Origin of the sequence: Paenisporosarcina sp. TG-14 (genome assembly GCF_000297555.1) — a bacterium.
GTDB classification, from domain to species: domain Bacteria; phylum Bacillota; class Bacilli; order Bacillales_A; family Planococcaceae; genus Paenisporosarcina; species Paenisporosarcina antarctica.
Genome location: NZ_AMGD01000002.1, coordinates 93,764 through 120,699 on the forward strand (window position 1 = coordinate 93,764; position 26,936 = coordinate 120,699).

The 26,936-nt window shown below is 34.7% G+C and carries 24 protein-coding genes and 1 pseudogene; 18 read left to right on the forward strand and 7 right to left on the reverse strand.

The window, feature by feature from the left end:
* Nucleotides 1–6 precede the first annotated feature (6 nt).
* The gene (locus tag C406_RS0100790) at nt 7–1,899 is read left to right on the forward strand and encodes a vWA domain-containing protein (RefSeq protein ID WP_017378677.1); all 1,893 of its coding nucleotides are present in this window, start codon (nt 7–9) and stop codon (nt 1,897–1,899) included.
* A gap of 64 nt (nt 1,900–1,963) precedes the next feature.
* On the opposite strand, the gene C406_RS0100795 is transcribed toward C406_RS0100790, so the two are convergent.
* Both C406_RS0100795 and C406_RS0100800 read right to left on the reverse strand, forming a co-directional pair.
* A complete protein-coding gene (locus tag C406_RS0100795; protein ID WP_017378678.1) occupies nt 1,964–3,151 on the reverse strand; it encodes a toxic anion resistance protein in 1,188 nt (395 codons plus the stop codon).
* Nucleotides 3,129–3,800 (reverse strand): 5-bromo-4-chloroindolyl phosphate hydrolysis family protein, encoded by a 672-nt coding sequence (locus tag C406_RS0100800; protein WP_017378679.1) that lies wholly within the window; start codon nt 3,798–3,800, stop codon nt 3,129–3,131. Before C406_RS0100800 ends, C406_RS0100795 begins: the two co-directional genes overlap by 23 nt.
* 229 nt (nt 3,801–4,029) lie before the next feature.
* Between C406_RS0100800 and C406_RS0100805 the strand changes: the two genes are divergently transcribed.
* Nucleotides 4,030–4,323, forward strand: a complete 294-nt coding sequence (locus C406_RS0100805) for a DUF1033 family protein (RefSeq protein WP_017378680.1) — start codon at nt 4,030–4,032, stop codon at nt 4,321–4,323.
* 210 nt (nt 4,324–4,533) lie between these two features.
* Here the strand turns inward: C406_RS0100805 and C406_RS0100810 are convergent, their stop codons facing one another.
* Nucleotides 4,534–5,220: a hypothetical protein gene (locus C406_RS0100810; RefSeq protein WP_017378681.1), complete on the reverse strand. Its 687-nt coding sequence runs from the start codon at nt 5,218–5,220 to the stop codon at nt 4,534–4,536.
* A gap of 102 nt (nt 5,221–5,322) precedes the next feature.
* On the opposite strand from C406_RS0100810, the gene C406_RS0100815 reads away from it, so the two are divergent.
* Nucleotides 5,323–5,808, forward strand: coding sequence for a YkvA family protein (locus C406_RS0100815; RefSeq protein ID WP_017378682.1), 486 nt, complete (start codon nt 5,323–5,325; stop codon nt 5,806–5,808).
* Between the two features lie 100 nt (nt 5,809–5,908).
* Here C406_RS0100815 and C406_RS0100820 read toward each other — a convergent pair whose 3' ends face one another.
* The gene (locus tag C406_RS0100820) at nt 5,909–7,516 is read right to left on the reverse strand and encodes an ABC-F family ATP-binding cassette domain-containing protein (protein WP_017378683.1); all 1,608 of its coding nucleotides are present in this window, start codon (nt 7,514–7,516) and stop codon (nt 5,909–5,911) included.
* 353 nt (nt 7,517–7,869) lie between these two features.
* Here C406_RS0100820 and C406_RS0100825 point away from each other — a divergent pair, with 353 nt between their 5' ends.
* Both C406_RS0100825 and C406_RS0100830 read left to right on the forward strand, forming a co-directional pair.
* Nucleotides 7,870–9,219, forward strand: a complete 1,350-nt coding sequence (locus C406_RS0100825) for a sensor domain-containing diguanylate cyclase (RefSeq protein ID WP_155966670.1) — start codon at nt 7,870–7,872, stop codon at nt 9,217–9,219.
* A 181-nt stretch (nt 9,220–9,400) separates the two neighbouring features.
* Nucleotides 9,401–10,588 (forward strand): MFS transporter, encoded by a 1,188-nt coding sequence (locus C406_RS0100830; protein WP_017378685.1) that lies wholly within the window; start codon nt 9,401–9,403, stop codon nt 10,586–10,588.
* A gap of 8 nt (nt 10,589–10,596) precedes the next feature.
* Here C406_RS0100830 and msrA read toward each other — a convergent pair whose 3' ends face one another.
* Entirely contained in the window at nt 10,597–11,115 is a 519-nt protein-coding gene (gene msrA, locus C406_RS0100835; protein WP_017378686.1) for a peptide-methionine (S)-S-oxide reductase MsrA, read from the reverse strand.
* 147 nt (nt 11,116–11,262) lie between these two features.
* Here msrA and C406_RS0100840 point away from each other — a divergent pair, with 147 nt between their 5' ends.
* The 4 genes from C406_RS0100840 to C406_RS0100855 all read left to right on the forward strand — a co-directional run bounded on the left by C406_RS0100840 (nt 11,263) and on the right by C406_RS0100855 (nt 15,116).
* Nucleotides 11,263–12,222: an LCP family protein gene (locus C406_RS0100840; RefSeq protein WP_017378687.1), complete on the forward strand. Its 960-nt coding sequence runs from the start codon at nt 11,263–11,265 to the stop codon at nt 12,220–12,222.
* A 66-nt stretch (nt 12,223–12,288) separates the two neighbouring features.
* The gene (locus C406_RS0100845) at nt 12,289–13,479 is read left to right on the forward strand and encodes an AI-2E family transporter (RefSeq protein ID WP_017378688.1); all 1,191 of its coding nucleotides are present in this window, start codon (nt 12,289–12,291) and stop codon (nt 13,477–13,479) included.
* A gap of 50 nt (nt 13,480–13,529) precedes the next feature.
* Nucleotides 13,530–13,946 carry a sporulation protein gene (locus C406_RS0100850; protein WP_017378689.1) on the forward strand — a complete coding sequence of 139 codons (417 nt, stop codon included), beginning with the start codon at nt 13,530–13,532 and terminating at the stop codon, nt 13,944–13,946.
* A 327-nt stretch (nt 13,947–14,273) separates the two neighbouring features.
* Nucleotides 14,274–15,116, forward strand: a complete 843-nt coding sequence (locus C406_RS0100855; RefSeq protein WP_017378690.1) for an aldo/keto reductase — start codon at nt 14,274–14,276, stop codon at nt 15,114–15,116.
* Nucleotides 15,117–15,344: 228 nt separating this feature from the next.
* Here the strand turns inward: C406_RS0100855 and C406_RS0100860 are convergent, their stop codons facing one another.
* The gene (locus tag C406_RS0100860) at nt 15,345–15,593 is read right to left on the reverse strand and encodes a hypothetical protein (RefSeq protein WP_017378691.1); all 249 of its coding nucleotides are present in this window, start codon (nt 15,591–15,593) and stop codon (nt 15,345–15,347) included.
* 209 nt (nt 15,594–15,802) lie between these two features.
* Here C406_RS0100860 and C406_RS0100865 point away from each other — a divergent pair, with 209 nt between their 5' ends.
* The 4 genes from C406_RS0100865 to C406_RS0100880 all read left to right on the forward strand — a co-directional run bounded on the left by C406_RS0100865 (nt 15,803) and on the right by C406_RS0100880 (nt 20,054).
* The gene (locus C406_RS0100865; protein WP_237740487.1) at nt 15,803–16,651 is read left to right on the forward strand and encodes a DUF2268 domain-containing protein; all 849 of its coding nucleotides are present in this window, start codon (nt 15,803–15,805) and stop codon (nt 16,649–16,651) included.
* Nucleotides 16,652–17,131: 480 nt separating this feature from the next.
* Nucleotides 17,132–17,587, forward strand: a complete 456-nt coding sequence (locus C406_RS20600; RefSeq protein ID WP_017378693.1) for a hypothetical protein — start codon at nt 17,132–17,134, stop codon at nt 17,585–17,587.
* A gap of 270 nt (nt 17,588–17,857) precedes the next feature.
* Nucleotides 17,858–18,511, forward strand: a complete 654-nt coding sequence (locus tag C406_RS0100875; protein ID WP_017378694.1) for a TetR/AcrR family transcriptional regulator — start codon at nt 17,858–17,860, stop codon at nt 18,509–18,511.
* A 142-nt stretch (nt 18,512–18,653) separates the two neighbouring features.
* The gene (locus C406_RS0100880; RefSeq protein WP_017378695.1) at nt 18,654–20,054 is read left to right on the forward strand and encodes a hypothetical protein; all 1,401 of its coding nucleotides are present in this window, start codon (nt 18,654–18,656) and stop codon (nt 20,052–20,054) included.
* Nucleotides 20,055–20,284: 230 nt separating this feature from the next.
* Here the strand turns inward: C406_RS0100880 and C406_RS0100885 are convergent, their stop codons facing one another.
* A complete protein-coding gene (locus C406_RS0100885) occupies nt 20,285–20,842 on the reverse strand; it encodes a GbsR/MarR family transcriptional regulator (protein WP_017378696.1) in 558 nt (185 codons plus the stop codon).
* Nucleotides 20,843–21,088: 246 nt separating this feature from the next.
* Here C406_RS0100885 and C406_RS0100890 point away from each other — a divergent pair, with 246 nt between their 5' ends.
* From C406_RS0100890 to C406_RS19145, 5 genes and pseudogenes are all read left to right on the forward strand, one after another.
* Nucleotides 21,089–22,351: a quaternary amine ABC transporter ATP-binding protein gene (locus C406_RS0100890; protein ID WP_017378697.1), complete on the forward strand. Its 1,263-nt coding sequence runs from the start codon at nt 21,089–21,091 to the stop codon at nt 22,349–22,351.
* Nucleotides 22,344–23,195, forward strand: a complete 852-nt coding sequence (locus C406_RS0100895) for an ABC transporter permease (protein WP_017378698.1) — start codon at nt 22,344–22,346, stop codon at nt 23,193–23,195. The genes C406_RS0100890 and C406_RS0100895 overlap by 8 nt, the downstream gene beginning before the upstream one ends.
* Nucleotides 23,192–24,103, forward strand: a complete 912-nt coding sequence (locus C406_RS0100900; protein WP_017378699.1) for a glycine betaine ABC transporter substrate-binding protein — start codon at nt 23,192–23,194, stop codon at nt 24,101–24,103. The genes C406_RS0100895 and C406_RS0100900 overlap by 4 nt, the downstream gene beginning before the upstream one ends.
* 198 nt (nt 24,104–24,301) lie before the next feature.
* Complete coding sequence (locus tag C406_RS0100905; protein WP_017378700.1) at nt 24,302–24,862, forward strand: SLOG family protein; 561 nt, start codon at nt 24,302–24,304, stop codon at nt 24,860–24,862.
* A 145-nt stretch (nt 24,863–25,007) separates the two neighbouring features.
* Nucleotides 25,008–26,707 (forward strand): annotated as a pseudogene (locus tag C406_RS19145) (M3 family oligoendopeptidase).
* Nucleotides 26,708–26,936: the final 229 nt, after the last annotated feature.

Below are 26,936 nucleotides of genomic sequence, written 5' to 3' on the forward strand. Positions count from 1 at the left end.
TGAAAAGTGTCATCTGTCAATCGATTTATTCAATTCAACAATGAAACGATAAACGCCAAACATATGATTCAGTTAGAACAATTAGCTAGGGCGTTAAGTCGTAGTCCTTACTTAACATTGACTGTGCGAAAACTGATGGAATTCCGACCAAAAGAAGGAGCTATATCCATAAGTCATTTTTGGAAACATCGTGACTCTGACATAGAGAAAAAAGGGCAATTGTCTGATTTATATCTACTTACGGCTGGATTTTGGAGATATTTTGATTTATCAGCATGGAATCGATATAAAGAGGAAGTGAACCATCTACCAATCAGAGAATTTGCCTTACAGCTCGCTATGAGTGCAGAAGAGTTTAGACTTTCCAATTTAATTAGGCAACAACGTCCGGGAACTGAAACAGCATTTGTCGTACGTGAAGATGTCTATTCAATCTTTCATGAACAACAAATGACTGTAAATTTTAATAAAGGATTCATGAGTGATAGTCTATTTAGTTTTTTGTATATAGCGCTTCGAAAAGGCTCACACATAACATTTCTAGTAGAGGAATATCCTACCTATTTCAAAAGAATTCTATCAAAATGGCAGTTTGTTTTTGATTCGAAAAGTACAGCAGATAGTTGCCAAATTTGTTTAGATATTCTGTATGCTCTTGAAGAAGAGCTGACGAAAGATTTAACTCATACATTCATTTCACTTCACGAAAACTTACAGGAAACGGTTTATGAAGATAAAAACAAGCGTCAAATCGAGCAGGAGAATTCAGTTAATCCTCCATCCAGTGATTCAATTGAAGAAATGTTTAGAACATGGCATCGAGAAAATAAAAAGCAAAAAGGACCTCATCTTGAATTTGAATTGACAAAAGGCAATAAAGGGAAAATAAATGATGGGCGTATAGAAGAGGGCGACGAATCAAACGAAATTGATAACGAGGGAACAGGTACGTCTACATCAAATAAAAAAAGTAAACAATTAGGCGAAGTCAGCGGGAAGGCTGATAAGAAACGAACAAAACAATCAGGAGAACGATTCGGTGATGAACATCAAAATGTAACGTTCGAAGAAAAGAAAATTGATCTACGAACCGATTCTAACGTGAAAGAAAATATTGGAATCATTCGTTCACAACAAAAACCTTTAGTTAAAGCATTTACAAAAGAAATTCGCAAACGAATTGATCAAAAGCAGGAAAGCAAACGAACACGTTTATCAAAAGGAAGATTAACACCAAATCTGACCTCTTTAATAACAGATCAACGGCCAAAACCTTTTTACAAAAAAAATAATCCATCGCTTCCAATGGATGCTGTATTTGGTCTTTTAGTAGATAGTTCAGCTTCGATGATTGATAAAATGGAAGAGACGAAAAAAGCAGTGCTCTTGTTCCATGATGTATTAAGAAATTTAGGAATTCGACATGATATTGTTTCTTATTTTGAAGATGCCTACGAAGCATCTGAAAACGAACAACCAAACACGTTTTTATTTTGTCATCAAGTTGAAGATGGTGTAAAAGATCACTCTGAAGCGATTTTTTCATTGGATGCACATGAAGATAATCGAGACGGGTTAGCCATTCGCTGGATGGCAGAACGACTTAACAGTCGAAGTGAGAAGCATAAATTCATTTTGTTTTTTTCTGATGGAGAACCGTCTGCATATGGTTATGCAGCGAATGGTATTATCGATACAGCTGAGGCCGTTATTGAAGTAGAGAAAAAGGGTATTCACCTCCTTCATTTGTTTTTAAGTTCTGAAGAACCAGTAGAAGAGCAATTACAATTATTTCAAATGATGTTTGGTTCAAAAACAGCTACGGCGAAAAATGTTAATGAATTTACCACCCAAACGTTGAGATTGCTACGTCGTATGCTATATCTGGTTGTAAAATGATACGATTGGGAAGATAACTTTAGGTATATCATGAAAAAAACTTACTACATATAAAAAACCATCCTCAAGTACGAGGACGGTTTTCTTGTTCTTGATGAACGATTAAGAGTCGCTGTTTTAACTGTTCTTCCATACGCGAAATTTCTACTTCAGCTGCTTTTCGTTTTACACGTCCATCTGCTTGAATGCGTAATGTTTCTTCAATCGTTTGTAGCAAATTCTCTTGCGTTTGTTTCAATGTATCAATCTCTACAATGCCACGCTCGTTTTCTTTAGCTGTTTCAATACTATTCATTTTCAGCATTTCCGAGTTTTTCAAGAGTAAATCATTCGTAGTTCTAGTCACTTGTTTTTGTGATGCCACTGCTTTCATTTGACGATTTAGTGTTAAAGCAATTGCAATTTGATTCTTCCATAAGGGAATTGCAGTCATGATAGACGATTGAATTTTCTCAGCTAACGTCTGATTGGTTTGTTGAATCATACGGATTTGTGGAGCGCTTTGTATTGTAATTTGGCGGGAGAGTTGTAAATCATATAAGCGTTTTTCTAAACGGTCTAAAAACTGGGCCATATCATTTACTTCTTGATAAGCCATTTGATCAGATGAAGCTTCAGCTTTTTTACGCATCGTAGGGATTGTTTCATTGAGAATTTCATCACGTTTTATTTCTGCTGCTGCAATGTATACATTTAATGCTTGGAAATAGGCTTTATTTTGATCATACAACTTATCTAACATATGAACATCTTCGATTAATCCTCTTTTAGAGTGTTCTAGTTGGATACCAATACGATCGATTTGTGTACTTAGTTTTTGATACTTAGTCATAATTTCTTGAACAGAGCGAGAAACTTTTCCAAATAACCGTTTAATGCCTGATTTTTTTTTATTTGTTAATTCATCAGGATTTAATTGTCCAAGCTTGTCCATTAAATCCTTTAGAATATCTCCTACAGGTCCAATATCATTCTTTTGAACATGATCAAGCATTTGATGAGAGAAGCCCGAAAGTTCTGTTTGTGCATTGGCTCCAAAAGAAAGAATTGCTTCATAATTACCTGCAGGAAGTTGAGAAGCAATTTCTTGTGCTTTTTGTCTTTCTTCTTTTGATAGTCGATCTACTATTTTCACAGGCAACTGTTCATTGATAGGGTCTTGATTCATCTTTTGTGGTTTTAAATCAAAAGGTGAGTTTAGTAAATCATCTAAAGTTCTTGTTTGGCTATTAGCCGGTTGATTTTCGGTCATCTTGTAAATCTCCTTTCAACAGTAGGGGAGTGTCATGTTTTTTAAGTGAAATTTTGGCGAAATCTAGTTCCATTTTTAAATGATCAATATCTGAAGACAGAACTTGACGCAAATCTTTCTCCATTACTTGATTAAGCTCTAACAGTGTGTCGCGAGTATCTTGTAAAGCAATTTGGACATCCAGTGCTTTCACTGGCTGAGAAACAAGCAGTGTATATTTAGACGTAAGTTCCACTGCCGTATCGAGGTGAGCATAAAAAAAGTTTTCAACTTGATAAAATTTTCTCGGATTAGTTTTAACAATTTGAAAAATACGTTTTGAAAGGTTATTCATTTCAAAAAGTTGTTTAAAAGCTCGTATTGAACGTACTTTCAAATAATAACCATTTAATTGTTTAAGTTTTATTTTAGCTTCTTTTAACTGAAGTTTAATGTGACGATACTCTGAGAAGGTCAATCCAAACTTTGAAACGATGATACGTGATTGGACCATTTTAATGAGCTGATTACTAATGGCGTAAGTACCAATTGATAAAAGTCCTGCAAGTGCGAAATGAACGGCTAATCCTGATTGTAATGCTATCCAACTTCCAATAAAAATAGGAATACTCAGCAAATGTCGAACGAAAAAGTACTTTACTTCGATCATGTTGCAACCCTCCTTTAGAGTTCTTATCTAATACATACGATTGGCATAAGAAAAGGTTTCACCTGTATACTTAACTTATATTATTTTAGAGGACTTATCAATCATTTCGATTTTTTTAGTGATGGGAACAATGAGAACTTTTCATTCAAGAATAGGCAAATAAGTAGACGTTGAAACTTCTTTTGTTAAAATGAAGATAAGGTATATTTAGAAAAGGATGAATTGTATTTTGAATGAGATTATTTATATGAAAGCTGGATATGAACCATGGTGGATGTTCTCGGGTTGGGAAGAGACCATTATTGAAAAACAGGTATTTTCAACTGACGCGGAAGCGATAGCTTATTTAGAATCATTATTGACTAAATTCAGAAAAGTTTATCCACATGAAGCTCAGCAAAAAGGATCCTATTGGGCTTTCTGGACAGAAGAAGAGCAAGAATTTTGCGAAGCATGCGATGATGATTTACAAACATATCATGGTGTTTTGTGGCTAAAAGATGGAAGACCTATTCAATACTAAAACGACAATACTAGATTAGATTTTCCAATTAATAAAATTAGTAGTAATGGCACTATTGTTTGTCTATTGAGTATGTGATTTTGAGGCGCATTATAATCTAAAGTATAAAATCTAATATAAACATGTAAAAGAGGCACCCTTGATTCGGATGCCTCTCTTTTTCCAAAAAAATAATACTTCTATTTTAGTTTCTTTGAATTAAACGTTTTTTTATTCTACCGATTCAAGAGTTGACGTCACGCTGAATTCGATTTCATCATCATTCATAATAAATTCTCGTTTTATCTCACCAAAATCAGAAACAAAATACTTACGCTGGATTGCTCCACTTTCATCGGTTTTTTCCAAAAGAATACCTTTTTCAAAAGTTTGATAAGGTGTGTCAATTGTTTCATTGACACTGATGATCATCCAATCATCAAATGATTTACCTTCTTCTAAAGGAAGTTGAAGAAGAGTAGAGAGCTTAGGTAGCGTTCTTAATTCCTCATCAGACGGATTAAATTTGTCGTAAAACTCGCCTTCTTCTTTTATTAAATCAATTGATTCTTCTGTTATTCGATAAGTTCGTAATACTGTAGTTCCACCATTGTCTTCGTAAACGGAAACAGAATTTTCATTATGCCATTGTGTACGAGCTCGATAACTTGCATATTCATTTCCGTCGCCCAAGTAATTAACAACCGCTCCGTCCTCCATAAAGAAGTTTGATAGGTCAACCATTTCTTTTTCTGGTTCTTCTTCTTTTTTTTCAGTATCTTCAACAACTTCTTTTGTGTCTTCAGTTACAACATTCGGCTTATCAGGAGCGCCAGAAGAGTCTTTATCAGTAACTGTATTACATGAAGTTATGAGTAACAGCACTATAAATAACACACTACCTTTTAATAATTTCATATGGTGACCCTCCAGTTAATCGTATAGAAGTATAGACGTTTTTTACGGAAAAAAGTTTCAAAATTCAGTTTTTAATAATTGTAAGTTGAGAGGGGAAATAACATGACTAAAATAGAATTAACAGAAAAATTACCAACTGTTCAAAAACAACAAGACTTTTATGTGAAGCTTCGAAATAGAATCACTTCCTATTTAGATACCCGGGCAGGGAGTGCAAATAAATTTGCTCCATATTTGCTATTCGCACCAGATTTATTCCATTTACTCACAAAAACATTATTGGACAATCGCATTGATGGAAAAAGCAAAGTCTTAATTGGTAGCGGTATCTTGTACTTTATTGCACCTTTCGATTTTATTTCTGAAGGGTTGATTGGTCTAGGAGGATTTATGGACGATATTATTGTTACTACATTTATTGTGAATATGCTACTAAATAAATATTCTGCAACTATTTTAGAAGATCATTGGGTAGGAGATCAAAAGTTGCTTGATGTATTAAGAAAAACTTCAAAAATAAGTAATAGAATTCTTAGTAAATTGCCATCAAGATCTCTCCTTGGACGATTTATGAAAAATTCAAAATAAAAAGTACGAAGGGGACAATTACCCTTCGTACTTTCTTTATGTCGAGCTCTTCATCTCACTATTAAGTTAAAGTTGAGCTTTTCATTTTTCTGAATTATTTTTAATTTTTAATTCCTTGAGAATCTTTCCACTCTAAAAATTGATCAAATGATAACTCTTTGTCAAGTATTGAACCATCTGGCATAATTTCAATCACACGATTGGCAATCGTGTGAATAAACTGATGGTCATGAGATGTAAATATCATAGCACCTTTGAAAGTAATCAACCCGTTATTAACAGCTTGAATTGATTCTAAGTCTAAATGGTTAGTTGGTTCATCTAAAAGAAGTACATTAGCATTTGCAAGCATCATTCTTGATAACATACAACGTACTTTTTCACCACCAGATAGAACTGAAGGTTTTTTCTTCACTTCTTCTCCAGAGAACAACATACGTCCTAAGAACCCGCGTAAAAAAGTTTCACTTTCATCATCAGGAGAATACTGACGTAACCAATCTACTAGAGATAATTCATTTCCAGTAAAGTATTCACTGTAATCGATAGGGAAGTAAGAGCGTGTGGTGGTTACCCCCCAACGAATCGATCCTTCACTTGGTTCAACTTCTTCAGCTAACACACGAAGTAATGTTGATTTAGCAATTGGATCACCAATCAAAATGATTTTATCATCTTTATTAACAGAAAAATGTACGTCATCAAATAATTTTTTACCTTCACGTTCCATTGAAATCCCTGAAGCAGTTAATACATCGTTCCCAATGTCGCGGCCCATTTGAAAGTTTACGTAAGGATATTTACGTGATGAAGGTCGAATATCATCTAATTCTATTTTATCCAACGTTTTCTTACGGGAAGTTGCTTGCTTTGATTTCGAAGCATTAGCACTAAATCGTGCAATAAACGCTTGAAGTTCTTTAATTTTTTCTTCTTTTTTAGTATTTTGGTCTTGAGACAACTTAAGCGCTAATTGGCTTGATTCATACCAGAAGTCATAGTTACCTATATAAACTTGAATCTTCCCGAAATCAAGGTCAGCAATATGCGTACATACTTTGTTTAGAAAGTGTCGGTCATGGGATACAACGATAACCGTGTTGGAAAAATTAATTAAAAATTCTTCTAACCATTGGATTGCTTTTAAGTCTAAATGGTTAGTTGGCTCATCTAGTAATAAGACATCTGGTTTACCAAATAAAGCTTGCGCCAGTAATACTTTTACTTTTTCTGAACCAGTTAAGTTAGCCATTTTTTTTGATAAAGATTCATCGCCAATTCCTAAGCCTTGTAAAAGAATGGCAGCATCAGATTCTGCTTCCCATCCATTCATATCTGCAAACTCACCTTCTAGTTCTGCAGCACGCATTCCATCTTCATCAGAAAAATTTTCTTTCATATAAATAGCATTTTTTTCATTCATAACTTCGTACAAACGTTTATGACCCATCATAACTGTTTCTAATACTTCAAACTCTTCATATTCAAAGTGATCTTGTTTTAAAACAGCTAAACGTTCGTCAGGATCCATGATGACATTTCCTTCTTGTGTTTCGATATCACCTGATAAAATTTTAATGAAAGTTGACTTTCCAGCACCATTAGCACCTATTAATCCGTAACAGTTACCTGGGTTGAATCTTATATTAACGTCTTCGAATAGCTTACGATCTCCGAAGCGTAAACTTACATTACTTACAGCAATCATGTTTGAACCTCCTATATTTTTCACAATGCTTCTATTATAGCATAAATAGGTGTAAGAGTGCTCGATTTTTTAAGTGGAAACTATCCTTGATTCAAGATATAATATTTATATGAACGGAACAAATCATCCTTATTTCTTAGAATAGGCCAAAATAAGAATGACCTGCTAATTTTAATGGAGAAGATTAATTTCTTCAGTGTTCTAAAATACATATGTAAAGATATCTGGTATAACAGCAGTTATCAAATGACGAAGTAAAGACGCTAGAAATTGGTATTCTTTAATTTAAGTAGTCAAAATCTGTGTATTCAGTTATACTAATGTCATGAGTGAGGTGGGATTTAGTGGGTAATATGGAACATTATTTTTTAGAACCATTTCAGGAAATGGCTTGGAATGGCCCTATAATATTTATGCACTGGAAAATAGATAAAGAGAAACAAGTGGTCGATCAAATAACTCCAAATGTTGAGCGAATTTTCGGGTACACTCCTGAAGATATTATTTCAGGCAACGTACCTATATTATCGGTTATTTTTGAAGAAGATAGGGACAAGTTTCGGGACACTATGGTTCAACGAATTGCTTCGCAAAGCCCTTTTTGGGAATCCTCTTACCGAATTTATGCAAAAAATGGAGATATCCGCTTTATTAAATCCTATACATATATTAAGCAAGATAATATTACGAGCAAAATCTCGATTTTTTCATATCTTTTTGATCAAACTGAAATTAAACAAGAAATTAATCTGCATATATCTCTCGAGCATCGATGGGCAACTGCTATAGACAGTGCGAGGGAGGGCGTCTGGGATTGGAATTTGGAAAAGAATGCTGTCTTTTTCTCTAAACATTGGAAAAGTATGCTCGGACATGAAGAACATGAATTACCTAACCAATTAATCGAGTGGAGAAAACGAATTCACCCATTGGATGTTGAAAAAGTAAATGAGGTCATCGAAGAACATATTCGAAATGACTCTGGTTTTTTTGAAAGTGAACATCGTTTACGGCACTCAGACGGAACCTATCGTTGGATTTTAGATAGAGGGAAAGCCATAGAACGCGATGAATATGGGGTTGCGTTACGTATGATTGGAACTCACGTTGATATTACAGAAAGAAAAGAAACAGAATATCAGTTGCAAGAGCGAAATAAAGAATTAGAACGTTTAGTAGATCAAGTGAAAGAGCTATCTATTACGGATCCTTTAACATCCTTATATAATCGACGTAAAATGATAGAGGAAATTAAAAAGGCTCAACATCAACTTGAAGAAAATAGACAGCCCTTCACAATAGCAATATTAGATCTAGATTATTTTAAAAATATTAATGATCAATATGGGCATACTTTTGGTGACATCGCACTTCAAACATTTGCTAATTTATTGAAAAGGCAAATAACTAGCCCGAATATTGTTGCAAGATGGGGTGGGGAAGAATTTATGCTACTATTTCATAATAAAAATGGTCTGGAAACACAACGGCAATTACTGTCTCTCCAAGCATGTTGCAATGATGAGTTACTAAAATACCGTATGGAATCAGTGAAATTGTCGTTTTCTGCAGGAATATGCGAAGTCACTGAACATCAATCGCGAGAAGTTATTATCAAAAACGCTGACCAAGCAATGTATTTAGCCAAATCACTTGGTCGCAATCAAATTAATCTTTATAAGGAAGGACTTCCAGTTATGTAAATGGAAGCCCTTTTTAACGTAGCCGAGATTCAACTTAAGAAAATTTCGGTTAAACTAATGTACACACCTAATTATGGAACACATGTTCTGTAACTCGAAATTTTTCATTATATCATTGTGGTCAGACGTCTGATATGATTTACTTAATAAAGAACTATCTTAAATAAAGGACTGTGAAATTATGAATTCTCAAAAATCAATGACATCATTATTACTCGCAATTTTCCTAATTGCATTAAATCTACGACCAGCTGTTACATCTATCGGTCCATTGTTAGATACCATTCGTAATGATTTGAATTTATCGAACAGTGAAGTGAGCTTATTAACTGCGGTTCCAGTTATTTGTATGGGATTATTTGCTCCACTAGCTGTTCATTGGTTAAACAAGTTTGGACAAAGACGTGGAATTTCCTTATTAATTGGTATCATTGGTATTCTTACACTCGTCCGTGCTTGGTTAAATGATTACATTTCACTTTTAGTGACAGCTTTTGTTATTGGAATAGCGATTGCAATTATAGGTCCCATATTATCCTCATTAATAAAAGAAAAATTCCCTACTCGAACTGCCTCGGCAATCGGCATCTATTCTTTAGGAATGGGTGCAGGCGCAACTCTGAGCGCTGGATTAACTGGTGTTTTATATGTTTGGATAGGAGAGAAATGGGAGTTCGCTTTAGCCTTTTGGTCTTCTTTAGCTTTACTTGCTTATTTAGTATGGTTTGTTGCAATGAAACCGCAACTAGAAGAACCACTAAACATAAAACGAAAACAACAAGTTGTTTTTCGTTCACCATGGTCTAATAAAAGAGCTTGGCTCATTTTATTGTTCTTTGGTTTCCAAGCTTCATTATTCTTCTCCTTAATGACTTGGCTTGCATCTGCAGCAAGTGAATTAGGGTTTAGTCTTATTGAAGCTGGATCTGTTATTAGTGTTTTGACAGTAGCGCAAATATTTGCCAATATCTCCATTCCACTACTACTTGAAAAATTTCCAAATCGTTCTTTTTGGATTTATTTTTCGCTCTTCCTTGGTACAATCGGCCTTATCCTTTTATTAACAGGAAGTGTTACGCTAATTTGGCCAGCCTCGATTCTCTTAGGTTTGACGTTAGGCGGATTATTCCCACTTGCTTTATTGTTACCACTTGATGAAACAACGGATGCGAAAGAAGCAAATGCATGGACGGCAATGGTTCAAACTGGAGGATTCATCATGGGGGGGATGGTTCCACTCGCAATTGGAATCTTATATGATTGGAGCGGGACGCATCAAAATACGTATTTTGTCATGCTCGGATTAATTCTGGGGATGTTTATCGTCACTCTTTTATTAAATAAAAAAACCTTGCAAATGCAAGGCTAATAAACAAACTATTTCTCCCAATTTTCTTGGATAAATTCATCACGGCCGGATAACGCGCGATCTTCTGCGTAATTTTCCGGTTCTTTTTTATAATAATCTTGGTGATAATCTTGTGCGACATAGAAAGTTTGGGCTGGACGAATAGGTGTAATAATCGGTTTTGAGAATCGTCCACTTTCAGCAAGTAATCGTTTCGAGTTTATTGCTTTTTCCAATTGCTCATCAGAATGTGTGAATATAGCTGTTTTATATGAATCTCCTCGATCTTGGAATTGCCCCCCGTCATCAGTCGGGTCAATTTGTTGCCAAAAAATCTCAAGCAATTGATCATATGTAAAAATAGATGAATCAAACTGGATTTGAACTGCTTCCAAATGGCCTGAATTTCCTTTTTTAACATCTTCATATGTTGGATTTTCAACATGTCCACCCATATAACCGGAAACAACCGATTCAATGCCTTCCCATTGATCAAAAGGCTTAACCATACACCAAAAACAACCTCCAGCAAATGTAGCTTTCTTCATTTCAAAAACCCCTTTCAAACTCTGCATAAATCGTATTGTAGCACTTGCATGATCAGTGCTCAACAACTATGATTGAGAAAGTGAAAAACGCAACTTATTTGGTCTGGTTTCGTTCTATTATTCGTAAGTAAAAAAGGGGGAAGTGTTATGGAAGAGCAAGGTCCAAATCGTCGGTCCATGAAAAAGAAAAGAAAATTGCGCTTTGGCCGTTTCTTTATGACTATTACATTCCTTTTACTCATTGGAATAATTGTCTTCTCTATTTTTCAATATAAAGCCGGAAAAGATTTAGCTTCTAGTAAAGAACAAAAAGATATTGAATTCACAGGTGATCCGCTAGATGTAAAGAATCCCTCTATTGAGAATGTATTGGTACTTGGAGCAGATATTAGTGAAGATGGAATATCGCGTTCAGATACAATGATGCTCGTTTCGTGGAACAAAGAAACAGACGAAGTAAACATAGTGTCTTTTATGCGAGATATTTATGCCTCAATTCCAGGTGGATATAAACCACAAAAGTTAAATGTAGCGTATTCTTTAGGTGGCGTTCAACTATTAAAAGATACAATTTCAAGTATGTTCGGTGTCCCTATTCATCATTATGCATTAATCGATTTTGAGAGTTTTGAGTCTTTAGTTGATATTGTTGCACCAAGTGGCGTTAAAATTGATGTTGAGAAAGCGATGTCGGAGAAAATTGGTGTATCGCTTGAACAGGGCGTTCAACAGTTAAATGGACAAGAACTTTTAGGCTATGCAAGATTTCGAGCTGATGAAGAAGGTGATTTTGGTAGAGTGGCTAGACAACAACAAGTTATGGAAGCACTTAAAGAAGAAGTGCTTAGCCCTTTAAATGCTATTTACTACCCTAAATTTGCTGGTGCAATCCAAGGGTATGTTCAGACTGATTACTCGACAACTGAAGAAATCAAACATGTCCTAAGTCTAGGGTTTAGTGGGGGAATAAATATTAACAAATTGACTATTCCTATAGAAAAAAGTTATGATTTCAGTTCTTTTCCAGGTGTTGGATCTGTAATTGAAATAAATGTCGATAAAAATAAGCAAGCTTTAAGCGAATTTCTCGGAATGCGATTACGTTGATTCGCTGATAATCGATGTATTCTTCCAAAACTATAAGATTCGAGAAATTGAAAGTGAGGAAACGATATGCAACAAGGAAAAACTTCCTTTTTTTCTACTAGATTCATTCAGTTTCTAGGTGGGAAGAACACACTCTTTTTATTGATATTACTTTTTCTTATTGGATTAATTATTTGGATTTTTGATGTTGTTTCATTTGTTTTTTACCCTTTACAAGTACTTTTAGCAAATGTTGTCTTGCCAGTTATTCTCGCCACAATTGCATATTACTTGTTGCGACCATTATTGCGTAAGTTAATTCAATTTAAAGTGCCCAAAATATGGGCGATTATCATTATATTCTTAGTGTTAATTGGATTAATTACATTGTTAATTGTGCTAGTATTCCCATTTTTAAAAGCACAATTAACAAATTTAGTTCAAGATTTCCCTGAATATTTCAAGCAGCTTGTAATATCTATTGATGCGTTTTTACGGAATTCTATCTTTTCAAGCTATTATTTAAATTTAGAATTTGATGTTAATACATTAATGGAACGAATCCCTGAAGACATTGGGAATATTTTGCAAGAAACAGTCGGCGGCGTAGCAAGTGGAATCGGGAGAGTTATTTCTACATTAACCGGTCTAATTCTAGCTATCGTTACAGTTCCATTTATCTTATTTTATTTACTTAAAGATGGTGAGAGGTTACCACAATATATTCTTAATCTATTACCTCCACGTATTCGTGAAGATACGCATCAAGTAATGAAAGAAGCTGACAAACAAATCAGTGCTTATATACAAGGTCAAATTTTAGTTTCCATGTGTATTGGTACAATGGTTTTCATAGGCTTTCTAATTATAGGTATGGATTATGCGTTGCTTTTGGGTGTATTGGCTATGATTACAAGTGTTGTCCCGTATTTAGGTCCCATAATCGCCATTGCACCAGCGGCTGTTATTGCCATTGTTACATCTCCTTTTATGTTAGCTAAGTTAGCAATAGTATGGACTATCGTGCAATTAGTTGAAGGGAAATTTATTTCTCCTCAAATCATGGGTAAATCACTACATATACATCCAATTACGATAATCTTTGTATTATTGACGGCAGGTTCGCTATTTGGAGTACCTGGCGTAATTTTAGGAATTCCCGGATATGCTTTACTAAAAGTATTAGTAACTCATATGTACATGTTATTTAAAAGACGATACAATCGTCATGAAACAACACTTAATAATCACTTTGAATCCTCCAAATTAGAAGATTAAATAATATAAAGTAGATTTAGTAGTTTTATGATGACAAGGAGGATAAATAGATGTTTGAAAAGTTTTTATCGACTATAGGAATAGGTTCAATGAAAGTAGATACAATTGTCGACCAGCCTAGACTTGCGCATGGGGATACTCTATCTGGAACAATTTACATTGCTGGAGGTCAAAGTGATCAAGTAATTGAGTTTATTAACCTGGAAGTGTTTAAGAGGACTGAAGGATATCGAGAAGATAGTGATTTCGATGTGACAGAAGATTGTATTGCCAAGCATACGATTGAAATGATTGGTTCGGTGAAATCAAAAGAAACACGTATGGTTCCTTTTGAACTAATGCCTGATGAGCGCTGGGACTGTAAAGACGACAGTATAAAACTTTATCTTCGAACTTCTGTCCATATTACAAACGCGGTAGACGTTCATGATGAAGATGAATTTATATACGCTAAAGATTTAGATTAAAGATAATAAATAGAGATAAAGCCTTTTCTTAGAAATAAGAACTGGCTTTTTTTTGAGAACATTAAACTTGCACATTGCATCTAAAAAATAAGTATAATACATGCAATGTGCAAGTTAAATTAATTGGTTGTATAATGCAAGTTAAAAAGAGCTTAATTATATGCATAATACAACTATTCTATAAATGTTGATTTAATAGGTTTTATAACTATATTCTCTACTAATATGAACATCTAGAAGTCCTTTTTATTGAAGTCACAAGTGAAAAAAGAGAGAATAGAAAAGAATAAAAGATAATGAAAAAATTGAAAAAGGAGAATTCATAATATGCCAAATAATTTACAAGCAACTACGACATTACATAACGGTGTTAAAATGCCTTGGGTAGGACTGGGCGTTTATAAAGTAAAAGAAGGTTCAGAAGTTGCGGTAGCTGTCAAAACAGCTATTAAACAAGGGTATCGTAGCATCGATACCGCGGCAATTTATAACAACGAAGAAGGTGTAGGCGAAGGAATACGTGAAGGTATAAAAGAAGCTGGTATTTCCCGAGAAGATTTATTTATTACATCAAAAGTATGGAATGCAGATTTCGGTTATGAAGCTACAATAGAAGCGTATGAGACGAGTTTAAAGAAACTAGGATTACATTATTTAGATTTATACTTAATTCATTGGCCAGTAGAAGGTAAATATTTAGACACATGGAAGGCATTAGAAACACTCTATATAGAAAATCGTGTGAAATCGATTGGCGTAAGTAATTTCCAAATACATCATCTAGAAGATGTTATGAAAGACGCAAAGATTATTCCAATGGTAAATCAAGTTGAATTTCATCCAAAATTATCACAATTAGAGCTTCTTTCTTATTGTAAACTTCATAATATACAACTTGAAGCATGGTCACCACTCATGCAAGGTCAACTACTAGAAGATCCAAAACTGATAGAAATTGCCAAGTCACATAATAAATCGGTCGCGCAAGTTATTTTGAGATGGGATATACAAAATGGAGTAGTTACCATACCCAAATCAATACAAGAACATCGTATTGTTGAAAACTCATCTATTTTTGATTTCACCTTATCATCAGACGAACTAAAGCAGATTGCAGCTTTAAATGAAAATAAACGAATCGGTCCAGACCCTGATAACTTCGATTTTTAGACTTCTCGATTAAACACCGCTCACATAACCCGAGCGGTGTTTATATTTATCCACAAAAAGTAAAAAGGTTCATAACTATTAGGAATCGGACTTGAAAATCAATCAGAATCTTTAATCAATAGATCTAATAATTTTCCATAAGAACTTGAATTGCTCACTATTGAGAGTACTTTTAAATTGACTACATAGAATAAGAATAACTAGTGGCAGCATCAGTTAAATAACGACTTACCATAAAAATGCAGTAGCTAGAATAATCCCAGTGATCGCACCAAGTGCAATGCCATAGCCAAGTCCACGATATCCTCCATAGAAACCATAGCCATAACCACAGAGACTTCCAGTAGGTCGAATCCAAACCGTGTGTCTATTTATTCTAGTAATTTCCCCCACATGAACCCTACCATCACTACAAGTAATTCTCACAGTTTGACCATGATATCTACAGCATAGATCATACACATTAGATTGAGACATATTTATCCCCCTTTCAAACAAATTTACATACAAGTATGTTCTATTAATTTATGTAGCAAATTATGTTTAATAGTAGACAAACGTCTAAAGTTGGATTAATTAGTTTTAATTTCATTTCATAAAGTAATAAGTGATAGTGGTGTATTAAAGGCATATATTAAATAACACGCAGAAAAACTATTAACGTACAATAACTAAACTAGAAAAGGGTGAAATACTTGTCAGTAATTCAAACACAAACATGGGTTTATAATTTTGTGAAACGATGTGAGGACCAGTTAAGGGAAAACTCATATTTTATACAATGTGAAACTTTATGTGTCCCACTAGTAGAATCGTTTTCTAATGTAAATCCCGAAGAATTGCAATACGAGCTTTTAAACCACGGATTATTTGATTCAGGTGACTGGGCGAGCATAGGATGTACTTTAATTGAAATGGAAAAAAAAAATATTTGGCGAATTGTTGAAGATGAATATCAACTTCTAAGACGTTTATGGAATGGTCCAGAAATTCCAATATTTATATTCCCTATAAATAAAGGAAGTGTTGAAGTAAAAGATAAGTTCCCAACTAAAAGTGGGGTGGCGTATAAAGGAGCATTATTTTTATTTTTATCCTCTGAAGTACCCATAGAAGAGATTAAGGCCTTATTAGCTCATGAATATAACCATGTTTGTCGGCTTAACTATTTGGGGTTATCTCCTGAGAAAATTCCTTTAAAGGATTCGCTAATTATTGAGGGGCTAGGAGAGTATGCAGTCAAAGACTTATACGGGGAAAAGAGGCTTGCCCCCTGGACAAAGCTCTATTCTTTAGAAGATTCTGCTGAAATATGGAGAAAATACTTTATGCCTTCTTTGAATCTAGTTGGTATAAAAAACCATCAACCTTTTTTATATGGTAATGACAGTAACCCTTTCCCTAAATGGATTGGATATTATATAGGTTTTCAAATCATTGATTCTTTTCAAAAGAAGCACGGTCCTTATAGTAATTACGAATTATCCCATATACCCTCTGATGAACTAATTGCTGGTTCTAGCTACCGCTTGTGAAATTAAGTTAAGTAACATCTAAAAGCACGAAAGCCAATAAATTGACGATGTTAATCTATAAAATTATTATGCTCATCCCATAAATCAAAGACATCAAGATTTATGGTTTTCGACTGATTTATATCATTAATTTCAGATGGTATAAAATCATCTGAAATTAATTTTTTCAATTCGTATAAATCCAGCCTTTTGAAACTTCAATGTCCATTCTTCTTCATTTAAAATTTCATTAATGCCGAAAAGGCTGCATACTTTTCTGTGTAAGACTTCAGAAAGAGATCGTTAAGAGGTCATCTCCAGTTATAGTATGCAAAAAACTTGAATTTGCGCGTGTACAAATGATAGATTCAAAATTATGAACGTTATTTTAGTTAATACTTTCAGATGGTATTAGGCAATAAAACAAATTTTTGTCTTGGAATGACTAAATAAGGGTAATAATACGATATCAATAAATTTAAGTACTTGGAGGAATAAGTTATGGCAAAAGGTAGTGGTCGTTCATTGTTATTAGCCGGATTAGCAGCAGGTGCTTATGCGTATTTTCAAAATCCTGATAATAGAGGCAAATTTAATGTAGCTTTTAAAAATTTAAGAACTAAGACAACCTCTTTTTTGGCTTCACAAAAGGTAGGTAGAACTCAAATGACCAAGGCTGGTCACTCTGATCCAAATGATCCGGATGATAACAGAATGGTGGAGGAGGGTTCTATGACAAGTGTTCAATATTACAATGAAGGAATGCAAGATAAGAAATCCGAATTTGGTTCATTGGATGCATTTCCTAAATCACAAAAAAAGATTCTACCCGAAAATAATGAATCTTTAGAAGTCTCAAATAATCAATCTCCTGCAAAACAAGAAAATACAGCTAGAGAGACTTCAGATTATGTATTAAACGAAAGTAATGTAAATAATATAGAAATGAAGCACTAATCATTCCTTGAACAATTCCAAAAAATGATATATAAAAAGATGGCAATCTCCCGTGAGATTGCCATCTTTTTTGTCATATTAGAGCGAAATTATATTTAAATACCAAGTTTCAAGACTCAGGCTGTTTCAGATTTCCCAAACGCTAATACCTATATATTTGATATAAGAAGCTAATAAATCTGATAAAGTGATATAAATTTACATTTTTTTTAGGTTTGTTATACTTATTATGATTGATTAATCAATCATAGATTAAATGGAGGTGAAAAAGTGGCTATTTCAAAAGATCAGCATTTGAAGATGCAAGAGAAGCGCGATCGAATTTTGGAGAAGGCAATTTTACTTTTTTCTGAACAAGGTTATAACGATACAACCATATCAAAAGTAGCCAAAGCCTCTGGGATTAGTTTTGGAAGTGTTTTTACCTATTTCCCTTCAAAAGAGGAATTATTTCATTCTGCAGTTATTGAGCCTATTGAAGAAATCACCTCAATTATGTTGGATTTTAATCCAGACGCTGAAGACTCTCTAAATGAACTTAAAATAATGGTTAATTCACATATAAATCTTTTTGCCAAATTGAGTACTTATTTGCAACTAGTTGTACAAGTTATTGGCCAACATAGTAGATTTAAAGATCAGTTTGACGAATTAAACTTTTTTCACAATGAATTCTGCTCTAAACTAGCATTATTACTTGAAAAAGGGCAGAAAAAAGGGCAAATTCGCGAATCAGATCCAATTTTCGCTGCTTCTGCCTATTTTAGTCTATTAATGGGGCTCCGATTAACAATGACGGATGAAATTGACGAAAAATTTTGGGGGAATTTTGCTCCATTTGCACTTCAATTATTCGGACCAATTTCTTATACAAAAAGTATCAGTAGACTTGCGAAACCAAGAGCGGCATATAGCAATCGTTAATAACCAATTAAAAATTAAATCCCAATAATTTCTTACTTATTATTCCTCACCCCATTTTTCATTTAGCACATATTCTATAGTACATCTGGGATGGTGAGATAACCCATTCCGATGATAAAAAAACAGAAAGGTGCGAAAGAAAATGGGCGTTGATTTGACAGCGCTGCATTGGATTTACGTTATTTTTATCTTTTTAATTATCGGCTTTATGGTGATGAGGCGAGATACGACTCTCGTAAGTATTATGGGTATATTTTTAATTGCTATAACAGCAACTGGATCTTTAAGCGCCTCAATTAGCAGCATTTTTACGAGTTTTATTTTCGCGATAACAGAGTTACTCCCAACCATTCTGGTAATTTCTATTATTGTTGCTATGAGTAAGGTTTTAACAGATACCGGTATTAATGATGTAATGATTTCACCTTTTTCTAAACTCATCAGAACCCCCGCACTAGCATATTGGACTATAGGCATTCTCATGATGGTCATATCTTGGTTTTTCTGGCCGTCTCCAGCAGTAGCATTAATGGGTGCAGTTTTACTTCCTGTAGCGATTCGAGTAGGGCTACCCGCTCTTGGAGTTGCGATGGCTATGAATTTATTCGGTCATGGTATTGCCTTATCCGGTGATTTCATTATTCAAGGTGCACCTAAATTAACTTCAGATGCTGCCGGGCTTCCTGTTAGTGAAGTAATTAGTGCGAGTATCCCACTCGTATTTATAATGGGACTTGTGACAACACTCACTGCTTTTTACTTCTTAAAACGTGACTTAAAATCTGGTAAACTAACGAATGAAACCGGATTAGCTACGACCCCGACCGCTGAACCTTCGCCACAACAATTAATGTTGCTCTCTTCCAATCAAAAACGTTTATTCTCAATCTTTATTCCAATAGTCTTTGCACTAGATGTAGTGGTAATGTCTTCCCTTAATTTGCAAGGTGGTGATGCTACTGCATTAATAGGCGGTACATCTATTTTTATACTTTTACTAATTACGATGGTCAGTCATCGTAATAAAGGATTTGAACAAGCAACTAGTTACTTAATTGATGGCTTTCAATTTGGGTTCAAAGTTTTTGGTGCCGTTATTCCTATTGCCGCCTTCTTCTATTTGGGTGATGCAGGCTTTACAAAAATCGTTGGAGAACTCTTACCGAAAAACTCACATGGAATCGTAAATGATCTTGGAGTGGCACTGGCTTCTGTTGTGCCGCTAACTAAAGAAGTAAGTGCAGTTACATTGACTATTGTGGGTGCGATAACTGGACTTGATGGTTCTGGATTCTCAGGAATTTCTCTCGTTGGCTCAGTTGCACAAATATTTGCTACAGCTATCGGAGCAGGTGCAGCTACACTAACAGCACTAGGACAAATAGCGGCTATCTGGGTTGGTGGAGGAACATTGGTTCCATGGGCTTTAATTCCGGCAGCTGCAATCTGCGGCGTCGATCCATTTGAACTTGCAAGAAGAAACCTTGCCCCAGTAACAATTGGGCTAGTTGTCACGACGATTGTGGCTATGTTTTTGATTTAGTAGTAAAAAGATTAAATCCCCCTTACTCACACACTAGTTGTCCTAAATTCCACAAATTATTGACCCCAAAAGGTAACAGCTCTCCCATGCAGGTAGAAATACATGCAATTCTGGATATTAAAATAACACCTCATATAGATATGGCTTTTAAAACAAGCATATCTATATGAGGTGTTTTATTGTCTTCCTAATTTCAGTCCATTAAACATGAATCTAAACCTGTTTTTCGATCAGACATTAGAATCCTTTTGTGATTCATTAATGATAGGGACAAGATTAAATATTTCGTGGTTTTCAAATGTATCGACGAGTCGATTGAGCCATTCAAAATAGTTTTTAATATAATTCAACTTTTCAATATCAATTTGTACTTCTTGTTGAAGTTCCATACTTATCGTGGAATCATTGGCAAGCTGCTCAAGTTCTAATAATGATTTCTTTATTGAAACCATATGAAGTGAAACAGATCTCCGCCACTTAATTGTAAATAAATCAATAAAACTTTGATACCAATCATCTGTAGCGTGGTATAAGTCTTTTCTGACTCCCTTTTTCCATGCACGTTCTACTAATTTTAAATCAGACAAAGCTTTGACGGAGGTACTCATGCTAGTTTTGCTCATACCAAGTTTTTCTGTCATATCATCCAATGTTACTGGTTCATTTTGATAAAACATCATGCCATATTGTCTACCTGCAGATGGGGTAAGACCGTAAAGATGTATATTTTTAGCAATAGTTTCAATCATTCGCTCACGTGATTTTTCAAGTTTTTCTATACCTTCCATTAATAATTTCCTCCACTGTATTAGCTCTTATCTAGCTTATTCATCTATCTTGGTTAAGCCTATTATAACCACCAAGAAAATGCAATTTATATTAATTGCTATATAAACAGTTTTTACTGTTTAAACGGTATATATTGTTTTTAAGGTTGTATTACAAACAGATTACATTTATACTGAAGGCTGGTTACATAGAGATTACATTTATATTTAAGCAAAATTAGGTTCTGTAACGTAAGGAGTGTAAAGATGAGCGAAAATATTGTGAAGAATAAAATTGAAGTAAGGGGAGCTACAAAAATTTTCGGCAAAAACAGTAAGCGTGCAGCTCAGCAGCTTAAAGAAGGTAAGTCGAAAAATGAAATATTGAAGGATACTGGTGCAACAGTTGGAGTAAACAATGCAACTTTTGATGTTTATGAAGGTGAAATTTTTGTCATAATGGGATTGTCTGGAAGTGGTAAATCCACACTCGTTCGGTTATTAAACAGATTAATTGATCCGACGATGGGGCATATTCTTCTTGATGGAGATGACATTGTACAAATGAATAAAGAGCAACTTCGTGAAGTGAGACGTAATAAAATCAGTATGGTGTTTCAAAATTTTGCTCTTCTGCCGCATAAAACAATTGCTGAAAACGCAGAATATGGTTTAGAAATTCAAGGCGTTGCGAAAATAGATCGACAGTCAAAGGCGAAAGAATCATTAAAGCTCGTTGGTCTTGCTGGTTATGAAGATCAGTATCCTCATCAATTAAGTGGTGGGATGAAACAACGTGTGGGTCTAGCAAGAGCTCTTGCAAATGATCCAGATATTTTGCTCATGGATGAAGCATTCAGTGCTTTAGATCCACTCATTCGTAAAGACATGCAAAACGAACTTTTACAACTTCATCATGATATGGGGAAAACAATTATTTTCATTACCCATGACCTTGATGAGGCACTCCGAATTGGAGATCGTATTGCATTAATGAAAGATGGGGAAATTGTGCAAATTGGAACTCCAGAAGAGATTTTGATGAGTCCTTCTAATGATTATGTTGAACGATTCGTAGAAGATGTTGATTTATCAAAAGTATTAACTGCGGGTCACGTCATGTTGAAGGCAGATACAGTTAAAGTGGACCGAGGACCTCGTGTTGCACTTCGTCTTATGAAACAATTAGGTATATCATCCATTTACGTCGTGAACAATAGTAACCGGTTACTAGGAGCTGTGACAGCTGTAGATGCACTAGCTGCTTCTAATACAGAAAAGTCGCTTGAAGAAATCATTATTACTGATCTTCCAAAGGTTTCATCAGATACCGTGTTAACGGAGTTGTTTGATGTTGTGTCAACAGCAACCATTCCCGTTGCAGTGATTTCTGATGATCAAAAACTACAAGGAATTCTTATTCGTGGTCCACTGATTGGTGCTTTATCTGGGGACAATAAGTTTATTAATAGTGATGGAACAGTTAATTCTGCGGAACAAACGGATACGGAGGTGAATAAGAATGGATGAACTTTTACCTCGTATTCCATTTGCTGAGTGGATTGACTTTGCTGTAAATTGGCTAGTTACTACGTTTGGCACTGTATTTGATGGAATTGCTGATTTATTAGAAGGAATTGTTGAAGGCTCAGTTGACGTTCTTGATATGGTTCCATCTATACTGCTTGCTGTTCTATTCAGCTTACTTGCATGGTTTATTTCTACAAGGAAAATTGCCTTATTTTCATTATTTGGCTTATTGTTCATTGATTATTTAGGTTATTGGTATTCAATGCTACAGATGTTAGCTCTAGTATTGACTTCTGTCTTTTTCGCAATTTCAATTGGAATTCCAATTGGAATCTGGGGCTCTCAGAAAGAAAATGTTCGTAAATCTGTTATTCCAGTCCTAGACTTGATGCAGACAATGCCAGCATTCGTTTACTTGTTACCGGCTATTTTCTTTTTCAATATCGGTGTAGTACCAGGGGTTGTGGCATCCGTGATATTTGCCATGCCACCGACAATTCGTTTAACGATGTTAGGTATTCAACAAGTGCCAGAAGAATTAATTGAAGCCACGCAGGCTTTTGGTTCAACTACATGGCAACGATTAAGTAAAGTACAAATCCCACTTGCAAAACCAACAATTATGGCTGGAGTTAACCAAAGTATCATGCTTTCGCTGTCTATGGTAGTTATTGCTTCAATGGTAGGTGCACCTGGGCTCGGTGCAGATGTTTATAGAGCCGTCACGCAATTGAAAACCGGTGTAGGATTTGAAGCTGGTCTATCAGTTGTTATCATTGCTATTATGTTAGATCGTATTACGCAACACGCTGGGAAAAATAAAAAAGGAGGAACAACATTATGACATTATTATTTAAAAAAATTACAGGATTGGGAGCAATTGCTCTACTATCACTAGGGCTTGCTGCATGTGGGAACGAAGAGGATACACAAGACGACACGACTTCAGCTCCAGAAGCTAATTCAGTCGGTGAATCTGTTGACTATAAAATCACGGGAATTGATCCAGGTGCTGGACTTATGGCAGCTACGGAAAAGGCAATTGAAGATTATGAATTGGAAGATTGGAGTGTTATTGCAGGTTCAAGTGCCGCAATGACAGCTTCTTTACAAAAAGCTTATGAAAACGAAGAACCAATTATCGTTACAGGTTGGACTCCACACTGGAAATTCGCTAAGTTCGACTTGAAGTACCTTGAAGATCCAAAAGAAGTTTTTGGCGGTGAAGAAGAGATCCGTACGATAGGTAGATTAGGTTTACAAGAGGATTTACCAGAAGCTCATCAAATTCTTTCACAGTTTAACTGGACTCAAGATGATATGGGTGAAGTGATGATCGCTATCCAAGACGGTGAAAAAGAAGATGTAGCTTCTCAAAAATGGGTTGAATCAAATGAAGATAAAGTAGCTGAATGGATAAAAGGCGTTGAGAAAGTGGACGGCGATGAGATCAAACTTGCATATGTTGCATGGGATAGTGAAATCGCAAGTCATAATGTTATGAAAATTGTTTTAGAAGACATGGGTTATGACGTAAATTTAGTACAAGTTGAAGCAGGTCCTCTATGGACAGCTATTGCTGATGGTAGTGCTGATGCATCCCTTGCTGCATGGATGCCACTTACTCATAAAACATATGCTGATAAATTTGAAGGCGACTTCGAAGAACTTGGTGTTAACATGACTGGAGTTAGAATTGGTTTAGTTGTTCCAACTTATATGGATATAACTTCGGTTGAAGACTTAAAATAGTAATAAAGGATATAGGGAAGGCTCATCACTATAACAGGTGATGAGTCTTTTTTTGTCTAAAAACCTATGAGGAGTAAAAATTCTATCCTTGTAGTAAAGTTAATAATATGAACTAGTAATTAATACATTGACACATGAACACTGAGTTTTTACATGATGATGATATTTAAGTGAACTTGAAAGGCAAGGTGAAGTCGTTTGATAAAAAGATTAGTTATTACAGGTTACAAACAACATGAAATTGGCGTATTTGATGACAAACACCCTGGTGTCGGATATATAAAAAAAGCATTAGAAAATCACCTCATTCAACTTATTGAAGATGGGCTCGAATGGGTTATTTTAAGTGGGCAGTTAGGGGTTGAGACTTGGGCAGCTGAATTGGTTATTGAATTAAAAGAAACATATCCCGAACTTAAATATGCCATCATCACCCCATTTTTAGAACAAGAAAAGAACTGGAACGACACAAAAAAAGAGAAGTATCATATGATTTGTGCCAAGGCAGATTTTCAAACAAGTGTAACCAAAAAACCTTATGAAGGGGCTTCTCAATTTATAGAAAAAAATAAGTTCATCATACGAAATTCAGATGGTTTATTAATTATTTATGATGAAGAGAATGAAGGTTCACCCAAGTTTATGAAAGAACTGGCATTAAAATATGCAGAACGGCAAGATTATCACATCATTTCAATATCAGCAGATGACTTGCAGATGATTGCAGAAGAAGAACAACAAAACAATTGGTCAGAATGAGCGAATTTTAAAATTCCAAATATATAATATTCTCTTGAATTACTATTTGAAATACTAGTAAACAGTAAACTACATATTAGTATGAAGTAATATAGATGAACATATTTTCAATGAAACTATTATTGATAAGTAGGGGTTGGAAAAAATGGATAAAAAGTTTGAACAGTTCACGTATACACGACCGGTATTTGAAGAGATAGAGCGTAATTTTAATCAAGCAATAACTAAATTTAAAGATGCAAAAAGTGTAGAAGTTCAAAGTATAGAAATGAAGCAGATAAATAATATCAGGAATAATGTTGATACGATGATGAACCTCGTCTATGTTCGAAATTCAATTAATACGAATGATGAGTTTTATAAAGATGAACAAGACTATTTAGATGATCTTAGTCCAAAGGTAGACGATTTAATCACAAAATATTATTTAGCCTTAGTGAATTCTGCTTTCCGACAAGAATTAGAAGAAAAGTGGGGAACGCAGTTATTTGCAATCGCAAATGCACAGATTAAATCTTTTTCTACAGAAGTTATACCTTTGATGCAAAAAGAAAATAAATTGACATCTGAATATCAACAATTGATTGCATCTGCAATCATTCAGTTTGAAAATGAAGATCTTACACTCGCTCAATTGCAGCCCTTTACTGAATCCAAAGACCGTAAAATGCGAAAAGAAGCAAAAGAAGCGTACTTCAACTTCTTTGCCAAAAATGAGGAACAACTCGATCGTATTTATGATGACCTGGTCAAAGTTCGTACAGAAATTGCCCAAACATTGGGCTACAAAAACTTTGTAGAACTTGGCTATTATCGAATGATTCGTACCGATTATGATTCAGAAATGGTAAAAAATTTCCGGGATCAAGTAAAGGAATTCATTGTTCCGTTGGCTTCTAAATTAAAACATCGTCAACAACAACGAATTGGTCTTGACGACTATAAATACTATGACGAACCCTTTAATTATAAGACGGGAAATGCCACACCTAAAGGTTCACCAGAGTGGATAATTGAAGGCGGCAAAAAGATGTATAATGAATTGTCACGAGAAACTAGTGAATTCTTTGATTTCATGATTGACAATAACTTAATGGATTTGGTAGCGAAAAAAGGTAAGGCAAGTGGTGGTTACTGCACATATATCGAGGAATACAAAGCACCTTTTATTTTCTCTAACTTTAATGGCACTTCAGGAGATATTGATGTATTGACGCACGAAGCTGGACATGCATTTCAAGTCTACTCGAGTCGTCATTTTGAAATACCAGAATATATCTGGCCAACATTTGAAGCATGTGAAATTCATTCAATGAGTATGGAATTTTTAACATGGCCATGGATGGAGAACTTTTTCAAGGAAGATACAGATAAATATAAATTCTCCCATTTGAGCAGCTCGCTAGAATTTTTACCTTATGGTGTAGCAGTGGATGAATTCCAACACTATATATATGAAAACCCACAAGTCTCTCCTGCTGCTCGTAAATTGGCATGGAAAGAGATAGAAGAAAAATATTTACCTCACCGTGACTATGATGGTAATGACTATTTAAACAGAGGTGGATTTTGGCAAAGACAAGGTCATATTTATCAAAGCCCTTTTACTACATTGATTATACATTAGCTCAAATATGTGCGTTCCAGTTCTTTAAACGTACGCTTGAGAATCGTGAACAAGCTTGGGCAGATTACGTCCACTTATGTAAGCTTGGTGGAAGTTTGTCATTTACTGCTCTTGTCCAAGAAGCAAACTTGATTTCACCATTTGAAGATGGCTGTGTTGAATCTGTAATTGCCCCAATTGAACAATGGTTGAATTCGGTTGACGATAAAGCACTTTAAGTGTGTGTCAAGAAGAGAATCAATCATATTATGAATAATGAAAATTTTTAATTAGAAGCATAATTGTCCATTTGAAAGCAATTTTCTTCCCTATAAGTCATTGAGAGACCTTACCGTTTTTATGGTGAGGTCTTTTGGTATTCCGAAAATTTTTATCTATATAAATTTCTTTGACAAAAAACTAAAATCATGTTAATTTTAGTATTAGTATATTCAAATAATCAGATAT